The following is a 15,477-nucleotide window of genomic DNA, read 5'->3' as shown; positions in this document are numbered from 1 at the left end:
CCATAATTTGAATTAACCTTGGTCCTAAAATTATAACTTTATTTTTCTCTGATTTAAGCACCCCATATTCTGCGATTGCATTTCCAAAGACAATTTCAATCAAAACTTCCATTTTATTCCCCCAATACATTTATAGATAATGTTTCTCATTCTCTGGTCCAGACTAATTTCCAACCTTCCTCTTCCATCTTTTTTACATATTTCCACACTTTATACTTTTGATAAGATATGGTCTTTACTTCAAAATATTATTCCTTTCCCGTTTTTTTAAAGCTCTCTTGGAGTTTTTCATCAACTTTTCTAAATTTGTATAAAATATCCTCTATCGGGCAAAGAAGGGGCTATGTTTACCTCTCCTCCACGAAAAACAGCATCTATGATATAATTCTGTAAAGAAAACTTCTTATTTAATTGCTATAATCCTTCCCATCACTAGATTAAAAGGATATTTTCTTGGTTTTGAAACTTAAAAATCGCTCAACTTAGTTTTAAATTTGCCACAGTGTGTCGAGGTTTACACTTTGAGTTAATTCACAAGGTCCGCTTACCTATCTAGGGATAAAACCTTCTTCTTTCCTAAAAGTTTTGTCAAGATTTAGAATAATCAGTGAACAAGCTTAGTTTTTGTCTTTAATAGGTATCCTCCTTAATATTCTCTTATAACTCACATAAAAGTATGACAGATATGAAGAAATGAGCAATACTAATCTTCTCAGAATAGGCGGTAAAATATGTGTCAGTTGATACATATCTGGCCCTATACTCTAATTCGGCAATCATAAAGCTTTAATAAAACGGAATGTCATTTAGATCGGTATTTTGTTTGAGTAAAACATACCGATTTTTGTTTTATAAGATCCATCATTTTTTACTCTTCAATTCTTTTGGCTCATCTCCTTTTTCTAAAATCCTTATATTGGTTTTTATGGGATACAGGAACTCTGGAATCGCTCATTAATACTTTTATGGATATTTTGCCCGTTTCTTTTCATTCTCTGATACTACCTCTATATGGCTTCGGTTTATAGACTCTTTTTTGGTATATTTTACGAGATCAAATCGGATTTTTAAATATCAAAGAGTTGCATATTTTTTATAACCTCGTAGTAATTCTATAAATCTTTTTGTGCGAAACTTCTTCAAAGTATCCCATCTGCTTTGTATTTAACATTACATTTAAATAAAAACCTTGACAGGAAAGCATTTTTATTTTATCTTTCTTTAAGTTAAGAAGGAGGAAAATAGAGGGAAATTATGCCATGCGGTAGAAAAAGAAAGTTAAAAAAAATAAAAACACATAAGAGAAAAAAAAGAAGAAGGGCCAATAGACACAAGAAAAAACATAGATAAATTTTCACCTTTAATAAGATCCTACTAGAGAAAAATTATAAAACGGCAAAAGTCGTAAAAGAGAGATTTTGGAAAATAAAGTTCAAAAGGTTGCGAATTTTTAATTTTTTATTATAATTTTTATAAAATATAAGGAAGGTAAAAATGGAACCAAAAGAGAGAATAGGAAATAGGTTAAGAAGGTTTAGAAAAAATAAAGGATGGACTCTTAAAGAGTTGGGGCAAATGCTTGGGGTCCATTGGACTACAATTCAAGCCTGGGAAAAGGGTAAGTATAGTGTTCCTACAACCAGAGTTTTTAAGGTTTGTGAACTTTTTGGGATTTCCCCTAATCAATTGTTTGAGGAAAAACCCGATGAATTAGCTTATCCTTATGTGGAAGGGATTTTCCCGGAAACAGCTATTCTTGCTCCCGAGAATGTTGTTAAAAATATTAATATGAAAGAGATTTTACCCGTAGGTCCTGATTTTGCGCTTTTTAGAGTAGAAAGCGATAGTATGAAGAATTTGGGCATTTTAAAAGGAGATTGGGCTGTTGTAGATACATCTATTAAAGAAATTCATATAAAAAATATATATGCGGTAGCAATCTTCCATAGTCACGATGAGAAAGGAGAAATTACTTTTAAGAAGGTAGAAAAGATAGGGGGCACGGTCATTTTGATTCCATCTAATCCTGAATACGATATTCAAATTTATCACCAATCTGAGATTGCAATCATCGGGAAATTAGTAGGGGTTGTAAGAAGTTTAAAAAATTAGAATTTAAAGATTTGGATAATATTTACTTTTTACTTTACCCTTTTCAGGATCATATTCGTAAGCACTAAGGTTTTCCACATTTATTTGTAACTCAGAAAGTGTTTGAGGATATTCCCCTTTTTCCGCTTTGTAAATTTCCAGAGCTTGGCGAATAGTAGTTAGTTCGGTAATTGTTTTTGTCTTATCTGGAAGCTTAACTATACCCCTTGCATACTCTTTTATTATTGTTTTTGTCTCTTGGAGTGGCTCTTTTGCTTTCTTACACCCACTTTCTACTACAATAAATATTGAAAAAAGAAATATCAAAAAGTTTTTCATTTTTTGAAATTTTGGTGAGAGGTGGAATCGAACCACCGACACCAGGATTTTCAGTCCTGTGCTCTACCAACTGAGCTATCTCACCTTTAACAATAATTATATATAGAAGTTTAATAATGTCAATACCAGTTTTTAGGAAATAATAGACTTCAAGGTAAAAGAGCTTAGTTTTCTAAAACAAATTTAAAAATTCTATCTTGATTTTTCTTTATAGTCTATTAATATTTATTTTATGAAACTATTTAGTTTTATTCCTCTATGTGGAATTGGCGCAGGAGTTATTTCTTTTTTACTTTTTATTCTTTTCTTTAAAAGAATAAAAGCAAAGAGAAAAAATATTCTTGGACTAGTGATTCATTTTCTTTTTGTTATTATTTTTGCTCTTATCTCTATTTGTTTTTTGCTTCTATATGTTAGCTTAAAAGGTTATGAAAATTTTGCTTATAATGAACCTATTTTCTATATTGAATGTCCTATTAAGGAGAAAGATTGGTTTGCGGTCAAAATTGTTCCTAAGGATTCTAAAAAAGAAACTAAATTTTATCACCTTAAAGGGCAACAGTTTGTGATTGATGGACAAATAATTAAATGGGAGAATTTCTTGGTGTCTCTTGGGATGAAGCCTTTGTATAAGATTACGAGGCTTTCTGGGCGTTATATTTCAATTGAGGATGAAAAAAGTAAAGAAAGAACTGTATATGAATTGGGAGAAGAGACTTTATTTTGGAGATGGTTAATGCGCTATGGAGAAAAGATTCCGGGGATAGACGCAGTTTATGGAAATTCTTCTTTTAAGGATGCAAAAGAAAATAAAAGGTTTACAGTTTATATTACTAATGATAGTTTTGTAATTAAAGAGGATTAAGAACTATTCTTTAATGGCTCAACTCTTATGAGGTTTAGAGATTTTTCAATAATAAAAATTTTGTTCTCTTTGGTTTTACTGTTTTCTGTTTCCTGTAAAAAAGAAGAAAAATTAGAAGAAAAAGAGCTTTTGGTCTCAGAAGAAGAACTATTTAAAAAATATGGCCCAAAAGATTTAACAAAAAGAGAAATTGATAGCCTCATTAATTCAATTAAATGGGTTACAAATGATAATCCTTCTATTTTATGGGATGATAGGGCGAGAAAGGGTGGTTATATTACTTTTGGGTGTTTTGGTTATCCTGCAACTTTAAGAATATATGGACAGAGTGCTTCTTATCTTCTAAATGCAATTCTCCGATCTCTTTTATATGAGACCCTTCTTAAAGTAGATCTTATTACTTTTGAATATATACCTTCTCTTGCAGATAAGTGGTTTATAAGCGAAGATAAAAAAATTTATTTTTATCATATAAATCCAAAAGCAAAGTGGGCTGATGGTAAGCCTGTAACAGCTTTTGATGCAGTTGCCACCTGGGATCTTGTTACAAGTGATGATTTGAAGGAACCTATGTGGCAGGAAATGTTTTTGAAATTTAAAAGACCTGTTGCTCTTTCTAAGGATGTTCTAATGATTGAGTCAAAAGAACCTTCCTGGAGAGCTTTTTTTAATATAAGCACAGAAGAATTCTTTATTCTCCCAGAACATATAATAGGGAGAATGACTCCTTCTCTTTATATGAAGAAATATAATAATGAGATGATATTAGGTTCAGGACCCTATCTTTTTGAAAGGGCAATTCCAAATGAATGCATAATTTTAAAGAGAAATCCTTCTTGGTGGGGTTATTTTTATAAGATGAACAAAAACCTTTTTAATTTTGATTATATTCGCTTTATTTTTTATCCTGAGGAGACAATAATAGGGGAAAAATTTAAAAAAGGAGAGATAGACATTTTGCAAATAGAAAGACCGCTTCTTAAGGATTGGGCAGAAGAATATATTCCTTCAAAAAATAAAGAAATAAGAAACAATCACATTATAAAACAAAGATTTTATATTAATATGCCTTATGTGAATGGTTTTTATTTTAACTTGAGAGAAGAACCTTTTAATGATGAGAGGGTAAGAAAGGCGATAATTCTTCTTATAAATAGGAGTTTAATTCTTGAGAAATTTTATTATAACGAATTTAAAATTATGAATTCTTATTTTGCTGGGCTCCCTTATGAAAATGAAAAAAATCCAGAAATTGAATACAACAAGGAAGAAGCAATAAGACTTTTAGAAGAAGTTGGCTTTTCTCAAAAAAATTTAAATAAAGATGGTTATATAATGAAAGATGGTAAGGTTTTTGAGATTACGCTTAATGTCTATAGGGTAGATGATACAAGGGTGGAAACACTTCTTCAAGAAGAACTCAAAAAAGTTGGAATCAAGCTGAACCTGAAGAGAGTGACTTGGGCTAAGAATATGAAGGATCTTGAGGAATTTAATTTTAAAATGATAGGTTTGCGATTTACAATTGAAATTTTCCCGAACCCTGAGCTTTGCTATCACTCAAAATTTGCCGATAAAAAAGGCTCATTTAATATTTGGGGGATTAAAGATAAAAATGTTGATAAATTACTTGATTTATATTATAAGGAATATAATTTAGAAAAAAGGATAAATTTGTTAAAAGAGCTTGATTCTATTTTAGTAAATAAATATATGACAGCCCTTCTTTGGTATGAGGATAATATGAAGTTATTATACTGGAATAAATTTGGAATGCCTGAGTTTGGAGTTTCTCAAACTGATTATAATGGACTTATAAATTATAAACCATATTGGCCAATAATTGCATTTTGGTGGATAGATGAGGAACTTTCTCAAGAATTAGAGAGAGCAAAAGATAAAGAAATTATGCTTCGAAGTAAGGTAAAACTTAAAAGTTGGGAGGAGTTTAAGGAGGAATATAAGAAATGATAAACTATTTTATTAGGCGTCTTTTAATGGTGATACCAACTTTTATAGGAGTTACTTTTATTGTCTTTACAATTACAAGATTTGCTCCTGGAGGACCTGTTGAAATGGCGATTTTGAAATATAGGCAAATGCAATTTCAAAGTGAGGGGGGTAGCACTATTGGTAGTGGAGGGACAGCTATATCTGAGGAGATGGTAGAAAAACTGAAAAGAATTTATGGATTTGATAAACCTTTTTATATTTCATATTTATTATGGCTTTGGAAAGTGGTTCGTTTTGACCTGGGAGAATCTTATACCTATTCAAGACCTGTTTGGGATGTAATTAGAGAAAGATTCCCAATTTCTTTAAGGTTTGGGATTACAGGTTTTTTGCTTTCATATCTTGTTTGCATTCCGCTTGGGATATTAAAAGCAATTAAGCATAAGTCTTTCTTTGATTTTATAAGTTCCGCAATAGTTTTTATAGGATATGCAATTCCAGGATGGGTCGCAGGGATTGTGCTTCTTGTTCTATTTGGGGGAGGTTCTTTTTTAAACATATTCCCTTTAGGTGGAATACATTCTTTAGATTATGAAAATTTAACTTTAATAGGGAAAATTTGGGATAACATTCACCATATGATTTTACCTGTTTTTTGTTATACTCTTGGGTCTTTTGCAACTCTTACAATTTTGATGAAAAATTCTTTAATAGAAAATCTTGCTCAAGATTATGTGCGAACAGCTTTTGCAAAGGGTTTATCTGAAAGAACTGTTATTTTGAAACATGTTTTAAGAAATTCTTTAATTCCAATTGCAACAGGTCTTGGAGGAGTATTCTCTATAATTTTATCAGGTTCTTTCTTAATAGAGAAAGTTTTTAATATTCATGGTTTTGGGATGTTAGGGTATAATTCAATCTTAGATAGAGATTACCCTGTGATGCTTGGAATTTTGGTCTTTTCTTCAGTTCTTTATATGATTGGGAATATCTTTTCTGACTTTCTTTATTGTATAATAGATCCAAGGATAAGGCTGGACTAAATTTAGGAGAGATGCAAAAGGCTTTTATTTCACCCATCTTAGTGAAGAAAATAAAAAAATTTAAGAGTTTTAAGAGAGGTTATTATTCTCTTTTGATTATAGGAATTCTTTACTTTTTATCTTTCTTCTCCGAATTTTTGATAAACGAGAATGCAATTCTTATTAAGTTTGATAATAAAATATATTTTACCCCTTATAGTGATGTTTCTTTTAAAAAGGATATTTTTAAAAAAGAGATTGAGGCGAAAGAAGAATATCTACTTTGGATGAATAAAGAAGATACTCTTTCTCCGGAAAACAGAAAAGAGTTTATTTATTCAAGAGAAAAATATAAAAGATATGAGAAGATAAAAAGAAGCTTTGACAATCATCGAGAACTTAAAAGAATATTTGAAGAAGAAAAAAGAGGAGATTTTGTTGTTCTTGCTCCTTATCCTTATGGCCCTAATGAGAGCCTTTTGGGAGAACTTGGCAATAGAAATCCACCAACCCCCCCAGATAGAAAACATTTTCTTGGGACAGATGATAGGGGTAGGGATGTTCTTGCAAGGCTTGTCTATGGTTTTAGAATTTATATGAGTTTTTCTCTACTTCTAACCTTAGCAGAATATGGAATTGGGATTCTTTTTGGAGCTCTCTTGGGCTACTTTGGAGGAAAAGTCGATTTTCTTGGATTGCGTTTTATTGAAATATGGGCATCAATTCCCTTTCTATTCACTGTAATGGTTATTTCTTCAATAATGATACCAAATTTTGCAATTTTGATTATAGTTATTTCTCTTTTCGCTTGGATCTCAACAGCAAGATATATAAGGGCTGAATTCCTAAGGGAAAAGGCGAAGGATTATGTTCAGGCTGCTATAGCAATTGGAGTGAGTGATTGGAAAATAATTTTTTCTCACATTTTACCAAATTCTTTAACGCCAGTAATTTCTTTTTTGCCTTTTAGTATAATTTCTGGAATTTCTGTGCTTGCTTCTCTGGATTTTTTAGGATTTGGTTTGCCAGAGCCAACTCCAAGTTGGGGACAACTTTTATCTCAAGGTGTGGCGAATTTAAATTCCTGGTGGCTTACTCTTTCTCCAATGGTTGCGATGTTTTTGACTCTCTTGCTTATTGCGTTTATCGGCGAGGCTATTAGGGAAGCTCTTGATCCAAGAGTTTATACAAGAATGAGATAAAAAGCTATGAGTAAAGAGTTATTAAGAATTGAAAATCTAAATGTTCATTTTGAAATAAACGGTGCGAAAGCTAAAGCTGTGGACGGCTTAGATATTAGTATTTATGAAGGGGAGTTTTTAGGATTGGTTGGAGAATCTGGTTCTGGTAAATCTGTCACAGCGTTATCTATCTTGAGGTTAATTCCGGATCCTCCAGGAAAAATTTGTGGGAGGATAATTTTTAAGGAGAGGAATTTGTTAGAACTTAGTTGGGAAGAGATGAGAAAAATCCGAGGGAACAAGATTTCTATGATTTTTCAGGAGCCTATGACCTCTCTAAATCCTCTTTTTACAGTAGGTTATCAGATAATGGAGCCTTTGATTGTCCATAAGAATATGAATAAGAAAGAAGCTAAGGAGGTTGCTATTTCTTTACTAAGGAAGGTTGGAATTCCTTCTCCGGAACTTAGAATAAATGAATATCCTCATAGACTTTCTGGAGGGATGAGACAGAGAGTTATGATAGCGATTGCTCTTAGTTGTGAGCCTGAGTTCTTGATAGCTGATGAACCTACCACAGCCCTTGATGTAACAGTTCAAGCTCAAATTCTTAGGCTTATTTCCGAGATAAAAAATAAGAAGAAAGAATCTGCAATTCTCCTAATAACCCATGATTTGGGCGTTGTTGCAGAGACCTGCGTTAGGGTAGCAGTTATTTATTGCGGGAAGATTCAAGAAATAGCAAGGACAATTACTCTTTTTGAAAACCCTTTGCATCCTTATACAAAGGGTTTATTGGAATCTCTTCCAAGATTGGAAGAAAGGAAAAATAGATTAAAAGTAATACCTGGAAATGTTCCAAATATTATAGAGATACCCCCTGGTTGTCCTTTTCATCCTCGCTGTAAATACAAGATGCCTATTTGTGAGAGAGTTGTTCCAGAATTAATTAAAGTGGAGAAAGAGCACTCTGTTCGTTGCCATTTGTATGAAAGAAGGAGAATTGATTGATGGACTTTAAGAAAAAGTGGTTAAATAATATGGAAAGAAAAGGAAAATTGATTAGGATTAATGATAATAAAAAAGAGATTTTGCTTGAGGTAAGAGATTTGAAAACATATTTTCCTATTTTTGGAGGAGTTTTTAGAAGGGTTGTGGGTTTTGTTAAAGCTGTAGATGGAGTTAGTTTTACATTGAAAAGAGGGAAAGTTTTTGGTCTTGTCGGAGAAACAGGTTGCGGAAAGTCTACAATTGGAAAAACAATAGTTAGACTCGTGCATCCAAAAGAAGGAGATATTTTTTACTATGATGAGGAGGAGTTAGAAGATGGGAGAAAACAAAGAGTAAAAATTGATCTTCCGAAGTTAAACAGAAAAGAATTAAGATATTATCGCCAAAAAATTCAAATGATTTTTCAAGACCCATTTTCTTCTCTCAATCCAAGGTTTACTGTGGAAGAAATAATAGAAGAACCTCTTATTGTGATGTTTGGGAAAAGAAAAGAGAACAAAGAGATTGTAAAGAAATTAATAAGAAAAGTGGGATTAAGCGAAGATTGTCTTTATAGATATCCTCATGAATTTTCAGGAGGGCAAAGACAAAGGATAGGAATTGCAAGAGCTCTTTCTACAAATCCTGAGTTAATTATTGCTGATGAGCCTGTTTCTTCTCTTGATGTTTCTATTCGGGCACAGGTAATAAATTTAATGCAAGATTTGCAGAAAGAGTTTCGGATAACATATATTTTTATCTCTCATGATCTATCTTTAGTTAAGCATATAGCTCATGAGATAGGAATAATGTATCTTGGTAAATTGATGGAAGTTGGTTCTTCAGAAGAGATTTATAAAAATCCCCTTCACCCTTACTCGAAAGTTTTACTTTCAGCAGTTCCCGAACCTAATCCTAAAAAGAAGAAAGAGAAGATTGATTTAAAGGGAGAGGTCCCTTCTCTTCTTGAGAAACCCTCTGGATGCTATTTTAATCCGAGATGCCCTATTGCAAGAAAGATTTGTGAAGGAGATGAGGAGCCTCCTTTCTTTGAGGTGAAAAAAGGGCATTTTGTAAAGTGTTTTTTCCCTGGAGAGTTTTAATTTAATAGTTCTATTACAAGAGTAGACCAGCTAAAATTCTTCATTGCTTTTCCAGGATGTCCATCTAAAGGGTCGTAAAATTCGCAAAAATCAAATTTTTTTATAAGTTCAATTGTTTTTTTTGAGATCTCTAGGGATAGCTTTTTATATCCGTGTTTCTGTAGTCCTTTTATAATAAACCAGTTTGTGTTAATCCATGTTGTCCCTCTCCATAGGAACCGAGTATCAGTTAAAGGGCCAAAAGATGGTTCGTCTCTTGCAACGGAGGGGATTGGGTATTTACTCCAGAATTCTTTTTCGCTTTTTAAATGTTGTATTAAATGATTGATGTGATTTTTGGGAATTGGGAGTGTTAGAGGAAAGAGAGAAGAAATGGTTTTAACTTTCATTGGGAATTCTTTCCCTTCTTTATGAAATAAGCTAAAATAGAGCTTTTCTTTTTTATCCCAAAATTTTTCTATAATGGATTTCTTTACGAGAGAGCTCCATTCTTTTAGTTCTTTTTCTTTACTTTTATTGAAAAGACTATACAATTCGCAAAGAGCGAATAAACCAAGGCAATAAATTGTGTTGAAAGAGACATCCTCAACATCAAAAAGTGAAATTTTGAAGATTTTTTCAAGATCCCAATTCCATTTTTTGTAGTTTTTTAGTAATTCTTTAATTTTTTTTCTTGTTATTATAGGATTATGAATATAATTTCCGAAGACAACATCATACTGAGGGGAAAGGTCCATCCCTGATTCCATAGGAGTTATTATTGAGACAAGAGCATCTTTATCAGGATCTCTTTTATCCCTTAGATAGGAGTAATATTTTTCGACTTTCTCTATATTTCTTTTAACAAAAGAAATGTCTTTTGTATTTTTATAGATCTCAAGAAGAGAAATTCCAATCACAGGAGGTTGAATTTCGGCAGAAAAGAAGATGGTTTCTTTCCTGTTTACTTCTTCTAGCCACCATCTTTTTAAATGGTCTTTAAATCTTAATTTCCAGAAAATAATATGAGGCAAGAAACCATCTTCTTTTTGAACAGAGAGTAAGGTTTCAAATTCTTTCTTTGCCAATTCTGGTTCTAACTTTGAAGTGACTATTGTATGAAAACAGGAGTCCCAAAACCATTGGTGGAAGTGGATTTTGTCTGGAGAGATGTAAAAGTACTCTCTATTTAGATTCTTGCTGTAACCTTTATTTATGTTATTTTTGAGAAGAAAAAGGGCTTTTCCCTTTAATTTTTCCATTTTTATAAAAATAAGATAAAATTTTTTAAATACAAGTTCAAAATACCCCTTGCAAATTTTTGAGAAAAGCACATCTTCTTTATTGAAAATGGAAAAAAGGATTCATCCACTTCTTGATGAAAGGCTTCAGGAGAAAGCAAAGGCATACGAAAAAGAGAGGAGAAAAATCTCTTTATGGGGGAGTATAATTTCTTCTTTCTTTAATTTGTTTTTTTATTTCTCAGGTTTATCTGGGAAAATTGCTCATTCAAAGGTATTTTCTTCTGTTTTCATCTTATTTGTTATTTACCTTCTTATTTATGGAATAACTCAAGATTTAATAACATTTCCTCTTTCCTATATTTCAGGATTTATTATTGAAAAGAAATTTGGTTTTTTGAAACAGAGTAAAAAGGAATGGTTAAAGGATCACCTGAAAAGTTTTTTGATTTCTCTAATTTTTAGTATTCTTATCTTTGGTGCACTTCTTATTATCTTTGAAAAGTTTGAGTCACTTTGGTGGTTAGTGGCTTCCAGCTTTATGCTCCTTTTTTCTATTGCTGTTTCGATCGTCTTTCCTATTTGGATTATGCCTATTTTCCATAAATATGAGCTTATAGAAGATGAAGAATTAAAAAAATCTCTAAAAGAAATTCTTGAAAAAGGTGGGTTAAAATTTAGAGGTTTTTTTAAAGAAGATACGAGTAGAAAAACGACAAAAGAGAATGCAATGCTCGCAGGATTAGGGAAGACAAAGAGGGTTATTTTAACAGACAATTTAATTAATAATATGAAGATAGATGAAATAAAAGCGGTTCTTGCCCATGAGGTGGGTCATTATAAAAGAGCCCATATTCCAAAGATAATCTTTACAGGTCTTTTCTTTAATCTATTCTCTTTTTATATTTTACATTTAACTTTTAGTTATTTTTTTCCTACTTTCTTAAAAGGCTTTAGAGATAATATTGCATTACTTCCTATGTTTTTGTTGTTTCTTAGTCTTATAGATCTTGTTTTCTTAAAAATCCTTCAAAATTTTCTTTTGCGTCTTTTTGAGATCCAAGCAGATAAGGAAGCTCTTAATCTTACTGAGGATCCAGAAGCATTTAAAAGAGCAATGGCCGGACTTGCTAACAGGAATCTTTCCAACGCGTACCCAGGTTTTTTGGTTAAGTTAATTTATTACACTCATCCTCCAATAGGAGAAAGATTGGAAATGGCTGAGGAATTCCAAAAAGGGAGGTAAAATGAAGATAATGAAGATAGTTTTAATTTTGTTTGGCTCTATTGTTTTATTGGCTGGTGTGGTTTTTGGGATTTATTTATTATGCAATATTCAAGATGTTGCCAAACCTTTTGAGTTAGGAAGCCAAGAAGCAGAAACAAAGATTCTTATTGCTTCTCAAGGAAGTGAATATAAGAATCTCTTGGTGGATACTCTTACTACAAGGCTTAGAAATAAGAATTTTTATGTTAAAGTGATAGATATTTCTTCTTTAAAAGAGATACATCAAGAGGAATGGGATTTTGAGATTTTGATTCATACGACAGAGGCTTGGAGAGTTCCTGAACCAGTTAGAGAATTTCTTGGTAGAGTGAAAAATCCTAATGAGGTAATTCTTGTGATTACATCTGGAGTTGGTTCATGGAAGCCGGAAGGATTTAATGTAGAAATGATCACTTCTGCCTCGAAAACTTTTGATATTCCAGAAATTTCAAATAAAATTATGGATCGGATTAATTCTCTTTTGAACAAATAAGTTTTATCTTGACTTTTTGTATTTTTCTTTATACTATTTAAAAAGGAGGAAGAAGATGTTTGGACCAATTGGATGGCCTGAAATAATTCTCATTTTACTCATAGCGCTTCTTTTATTTGGAGCAAAGAGACTACCAGAAATAGGTAAGTCTATGGGCAAAGCAATAAGAGAATTTAAAAAATCTTTAAGAGAAACTTCTAATGAACTGGACGAAGAGGAAGGGAACGAAGCTTCCGAAGAAAAAGATAAGTAGGTTTTCGCTTAATGATATGTGATTCTCATTGCCATCTCCAGGATAAGAGATTTAGAGGTGAAATAGAAAAACTCATCCAGGAGGCAAAAAAAGTAGGAGTAGAGAAAATAATCATTCCTGGTTGGGATTTACTTTCAAGTAAAGAGGCAGTTGAACTTGCTTGGAAATTTGAAAATGTTTATGCAGCTTGTGGAGTGCATCCTCACGATGCAAAATTTTATGACGATGTTGTTGAAGAAGAAATAAGGAAACTTGTAAAAAACAAGAAAGTTGTTGCAATTGGAGAGATTGGGCTTGATTATTACAGGAACATTTCACCAAAAGAGATTCAAATAGATGTTTTTAAAAGGCAACTTAAAATTGCAGAGGAGAATAACCTTCCTGTAATTATTCATACAAGAGATTCAATTGAAGATGTGATTAAAATAGTTAAAGAATTTTCTTGTAAAGGAGTATTTCATGCTTTTAACGGTTCAGAGGATGTAGCTGAGAGGGTTATTGAGATGAGTTTTTATCTCGGTGTGGGAGGTGTTATTACATATCCGAATGCTAAAATTGCTAAGGTCTTGAAAGAAATTTCTCTTGATAATGTTCTGGTAGAAACAGATGCTCCTTATCTTACTCCGCATCCAAAAAGAGGGAAAAGAAATGAACCTGCTTACACAATTTATGTGGTAAAAAAAATCACAGAGATAAAGAATAAAAGTTTTGAGGAAGTTTCAAATAGAATATATGATAATACAGTAAATTTGTTTGGAATAAATAATTCCACTAAAGGGGGCTCTAATGGAAAAGATTAAAGTTCCTATTTCTAAGGCAAATAGATTAATAAATTCGGGGAATTTAATACTTGTTACATCCAGTTATAAAGGTAAATCCAATATTATTACAGTTGCTTGGCATATGCCAGTTTCTATTAAACCACCTATAATTGGTGTTTCTATTGGAACGTCTAGGTATTCTGCAGAATTAATAAAAAAAGGAAAAGAATTTATAGTAAATATTCCCACTTGGAATCTATTAGATAAAGTCTTATATTGTGGAACCCATTCTGGTAGAGATGTTGACAAATTTGAGAAGGCGAAGCTTACACAACAGAAACCTTTAAGATTATCAAATACACCGAAAATTGGAGAATGTATTGGTGCTATTGAGTGCACCTTAATAGATTATAAGGAGCTTGGAGATCATATTGTATTTTTTGGCGAAGTTCTATATGTAGAAGCTGTGAAGGTTCTATTCAAGAATGAGATATGGGATCCTTTGAAAGCGGAACTTATTTATCATCTTGGTGGTGATGTTTTTATGTGTTCTACTGGGAGGGTTGACAAGGGAGAAATAAAAAATTAAAATTTAAATCAAATGAAAGGTGAATTAAGCGAAAGAGAGGGATTAACTTTAATAGTTCACGAGATAAAGAATTCTCTTTCTGGACTTAAAATGGGGCTTGGGATGCTTTCCGAATCAAAGGATAAAGAGGTTAAAGAAATTAGCGAGGCACTTTTAGAAGAATTAGAATATCTTCGAGATATTACATTAGATTTTCTTAGCTTAAGTGGACAATTTGACCTAAAACTTGAAGAGGTTGATATTGAGAAGTTAGCAAGAGAAAGCGCAAGAATAGTAATAGGAAATAATAATCATGTTTTTTTTAATTTTAGTGAGGATTTTCCTCAGGTTCTTTGTGATAAGAATCTTATTAAATCTGTTTTGATAAATCTTATAAATAATGCCTATGAAGAAGTAGGAGAAGAAGGAAAAATTGAAGTAGGAGGAAGGAAGAAGGAAGGGAATATGGTTGAGTTTTGGGTAAAAGATAATGGGAAGGGAATTAAAGGAGATGTAAACTCAATTTTTAAGAAGTTTAAATCAAGGAAAAAGGGAGGAATTGGGATAGGTTTGTATTTGGTGAGAAAGATAGTTTATGAGCATTTTGGAAAGATTAACGTGGAAAGTATTTATGGAAAAGGGACGAAGTTCATTATAGAAATGCCCAGAGATTTTCACTTTGTTGATAGACGTTCAGGTAAAGAGAGGCGTCAAATTAAAGGTAGAAGGAAGGAGGATGGATGATTTTAGTTGTGGAGGATAATAAAGCATTACGAATGATTTTGAAAAAGGCACTCCAGAGGGCTGGTTATGAGGTCAGAGTTGCTGAGAATGGAGAGGAGGGATTAAAAGTGTTGAATGAAGAGACTCCCGAATTGATAATTTCAGATGTGGTGATGCCTGAGATGGATGGATTTGAGTTTATAAAAAAAGTGAGAGAAAAATTTCCAATTATCCCGTTTATCTTCTTAACAGTAAAGTCAGAGATTGATGAATATTCAAAGGGATATGAACTTGGAGCAACAGATTATATAACCAAGCCTTTTAATGGTGCTCTTTTGGTAAAGAAAGTAAAAAAGAGACTTGAGGCGAGTAGATTGATGAAGGAGATTGTTGATAGGAAAAGGAGTGAGGTTGAAATTGATAAAATTTTTATTGTGGAGTTCATTAATACCTTAAAAGAACAGAAAGTTGATTGCAGACTTTTAATTAGTTCGCCTTTTGGTGATGGTATTGTTGAGATTAAAGGAGGAAAGATAAAAAAGAGTAAGATTGCTGATTTGGAGGGAGAAAAAGCACTTTCTAAAATAGCTTCCTTAAATAAAGGTGAAATAAAAATTGAGTTTTAATTAACAATTTTGTTGAAGAGGA

General features: G+C 32.1%; 16 protein-coding genes and 1 tRNA gene. 14 read left to right on the top strand and 3 right to left on the bottom strand.

Annotated elements, in window-relative coordinates:
• Positions 1-1,494 precede the first annotated feature (1,494 nt).
• The gene (locus tag ABIN61_04885) at positions 1,495-2,112 is read left to right on the top strand and encodes a S24 family peptidase (protein ID MEO0293543.1); all 618 of its coding nucleotides are present in this window, start codon (positions 1,495-1,497) and stop codon (positions 2,110-2,112) included.
• A 3-nt stretch (positions 2,113-2,115) separates the two neighbouring features.
• Here the strand turns inward: ABIN61_04885 and ABIN61_04880 are convergent, their stop codons facing one another.
• Positions 2,116-2,430, bottom strand: a complete 315-nt coding sequence (locus ABIN61_04880) for a hypothetical protein (GenBank protein MEO0293542.1) — start codon at positions 2,428-2,430, stop codon at positions 2,116-2,118.
• A gap of 12 nt (positions 2,431-2,442) precedes the next feature.
• Positions 2,443-2,515 (bottom strand) — tRNA-Phe (locus ABIN61_04875).
• Between the two features lie 147 nt (positions 2,516-2,662).
• Here ABIN61_04875 and ABIN61_04870 point away from each other — a divergent pair.
• Genes ABIN61_04870 through ABIN61_04845 form a run of 6 tightly spaced genes read left to right on the top strand, consistent with a single transcriptional unit; the run spans position 2,663 to position 9,544 of the window.
• Positions 2,663-3,295: a hypothetical protein gene (locus ABIN61_04870; protein MEO0293541.1), complete on the top strand. Its 633-nt coding sequence runs from the start codon at positions 2,663-2,665 to the stop codon at positions 3,293-3,295.
• Between the two features lie 27 nt (positions 3,296-3,322).
• Positions 3,323-5,266: an ABC transporter substrate-binding protein gene (locus ABIN61_04865; GenBank protein MEO0293540.1), complete on the top strand. Its 1,944-nt coding sequence runs from the start codon at positions 3,323-3,325 to the stop codon at positions 5,264-5,266.
• On the top strand, positions 5,263-6,291 hold the full coding sequence (locus ABIN61_04860; protein MEO0293539.1) for an ABC transporter permease subunit: 1,029 nt from the start codon (positions 5,263-5,265) through the stop codon (positions 6,289-6,291). Before ABIN61_04865 ends, ABIN61_04860 begins: the two co-directional genes overlap by 4 nt.
• Before the next feature lie 11 nt (positions 6,292-6,302).
• Positions 6,303-7,472 (top strand): ABC transporter permease subunit, encoded by a 1,170-nt coding sequence (locus ABIN61_04855; protein MEO0293538.1) that lies wholly within the window; start codon positions 6,303-6,305, stop codon positions 7,470-7,472.
• Between the two features lie 6 nt (positions 7,473-7,478).
• A complete protein-coding gene (locus tag ABIN61_04850; GenBank protein ID MEO0293537.1) occupies positions 7,479-8,462 on the top strand; it encodes an ABC transporter ATP-binding protein in 984 nt (327 codons plus the stop codon).
• Positions 8,462-9,544 (top strand): oligopeptide/dipeptide ABC transporter ATP-binding protein, encoded by a 1,083-nt coding sequence (locus ABIN61_04845; GenBank protein MEO0293536.1) that lies wholly within the window; start codon positions 8,462-8,464, stop codon positions 9,542-9,544. Before ABIN61_04850 ends, ABIN61_04845 begins: the two co-directional genes overlap by 1 nt.
• Here ABIN61_04845 and ABIN61_04840 read toward each other — a convergent pair.
• Positions 9,541-10,785 carry a hypothetical protein gene (locus ABIN61_04840; GenBank protein ID MEO0293535.1) on the bottom strand — a complete coding sequence of 415 codons (1,245 nt, stop codon included), beginning with the start codon at positions 10,783-10,785 and terminating at the stop codon, positions 9,541-9,543. The two genes, ABIN61_04845 and ABIN61_04840, sit on opposite strands and share 4 nt — an antisense overlap.
• A gap of 88 nt (positions 10,786-10,873) precedes the next feature.
• Between ABIN61_04840 and ABIN61_04835 the strand changes: the two genes are divergently transcribed.
• Genes ABIN61_04835 through ABIN61_04805 form a run of 7 tightly spaced genes read left to right on the top strand, consistent with a single transcriptional unit; the run spans position 10,874 to position 15,455 of the window.
• Positions 10,874-12,010, top strand: coding sequence for a M48 family metallopeptidase (locus ABIN61_04835; protein ID MEO0293534.1), 1,137 nt, complete (start codon positions 10,874-10,876; stop codon positions 12,008-12,010).
• A 1-nt stretch (position 12,011) separates the two neighbouring features.
• Positions 12,012-12,524, top strand: coding sequence for a hypothetical protein (locus tag ABIN61_04830; GenBank protein MEO0293533.1), 513 nt, complete (start codon positions 12,012-12,014; stop codon positions 12,522-12,524).
• 55 nt (positions 12,525-12,579) lie between these two features.
• Positions 12,580-12,777, top strand: a complete 198-nt coding sequence (locus ABIN61_04825; GenBank protein ID MEO0293532.1) for a twin-arginine translocase TatA/TatE family subunit — start codon at positions 12,580-12,582, stop codon at positions 12,775-12,777.
• 11 nt (positions 12,778-12,788) lie between these two features.
• Positions 12,789-13,577 (top strand): TatD family hydrolase, encoded by a 789-nt coding sequence (locus ABIN61_04820; protein ID MEO0293531.1) that lies wholly within the window; start codon positions 12,789-12,791, stop codon positions 13,575-13,577.
• On the top strand, positions 13,564-14,127 hold the full coding sequence (locus tag ABIN61_04815; protein MEO0293530.1) for a flavin reductase family protein: 564 nt from the start codon (positions 13,564-13,566) through the stop codon (positions 14,125-14,127). Before ABIN61_04820 ends, ABIN61_04815 begins: the two co-directional genes overlap by 14 nt.
• A gap of 12 nt (positions 14,128-14,139) precedes the next feature.
• Positions 14,140-14,850: a HAMP domain-containing sensor histidine kinase gene (locus ABIN61_04810; GenBank protein MEO0293529.1), complete on the top strand. Its 711-nt coding sequence runs from the start codon at positions 14,140-14,142 to the stop codon at positions 14,848-14,850.
• Positions 14,847-15,455 (top strand): response regulator, encoded by a 609-nt coding sequence (locus tag ABIN61_04805; protein ID MEO0293528.1) that lies wholly within the window; start codon positions 14,847-14,849, stop codon positions 15,453-15,455. The genes ABIN61_04810 and ABIN61_04805 overlap by 4 nt, the downstream gene beginning before the upstream one ends.
• Positions 15,456-15,477 lie beyond the last annotated feature (22 nt).

The organism is candidate division WOR-3 bacterium, assembly GCA_039804165.1.
GTDB lineage: Bacteria > Hydrothermota > UBA3072 > UBA3072 > UBA3072 > JAFGHJ01.
The sequence above is the reverse complement of the archived record's forward strand: the minus strand, read 5'-3'. Positions and strand labels throughout refer to the sequence as shown.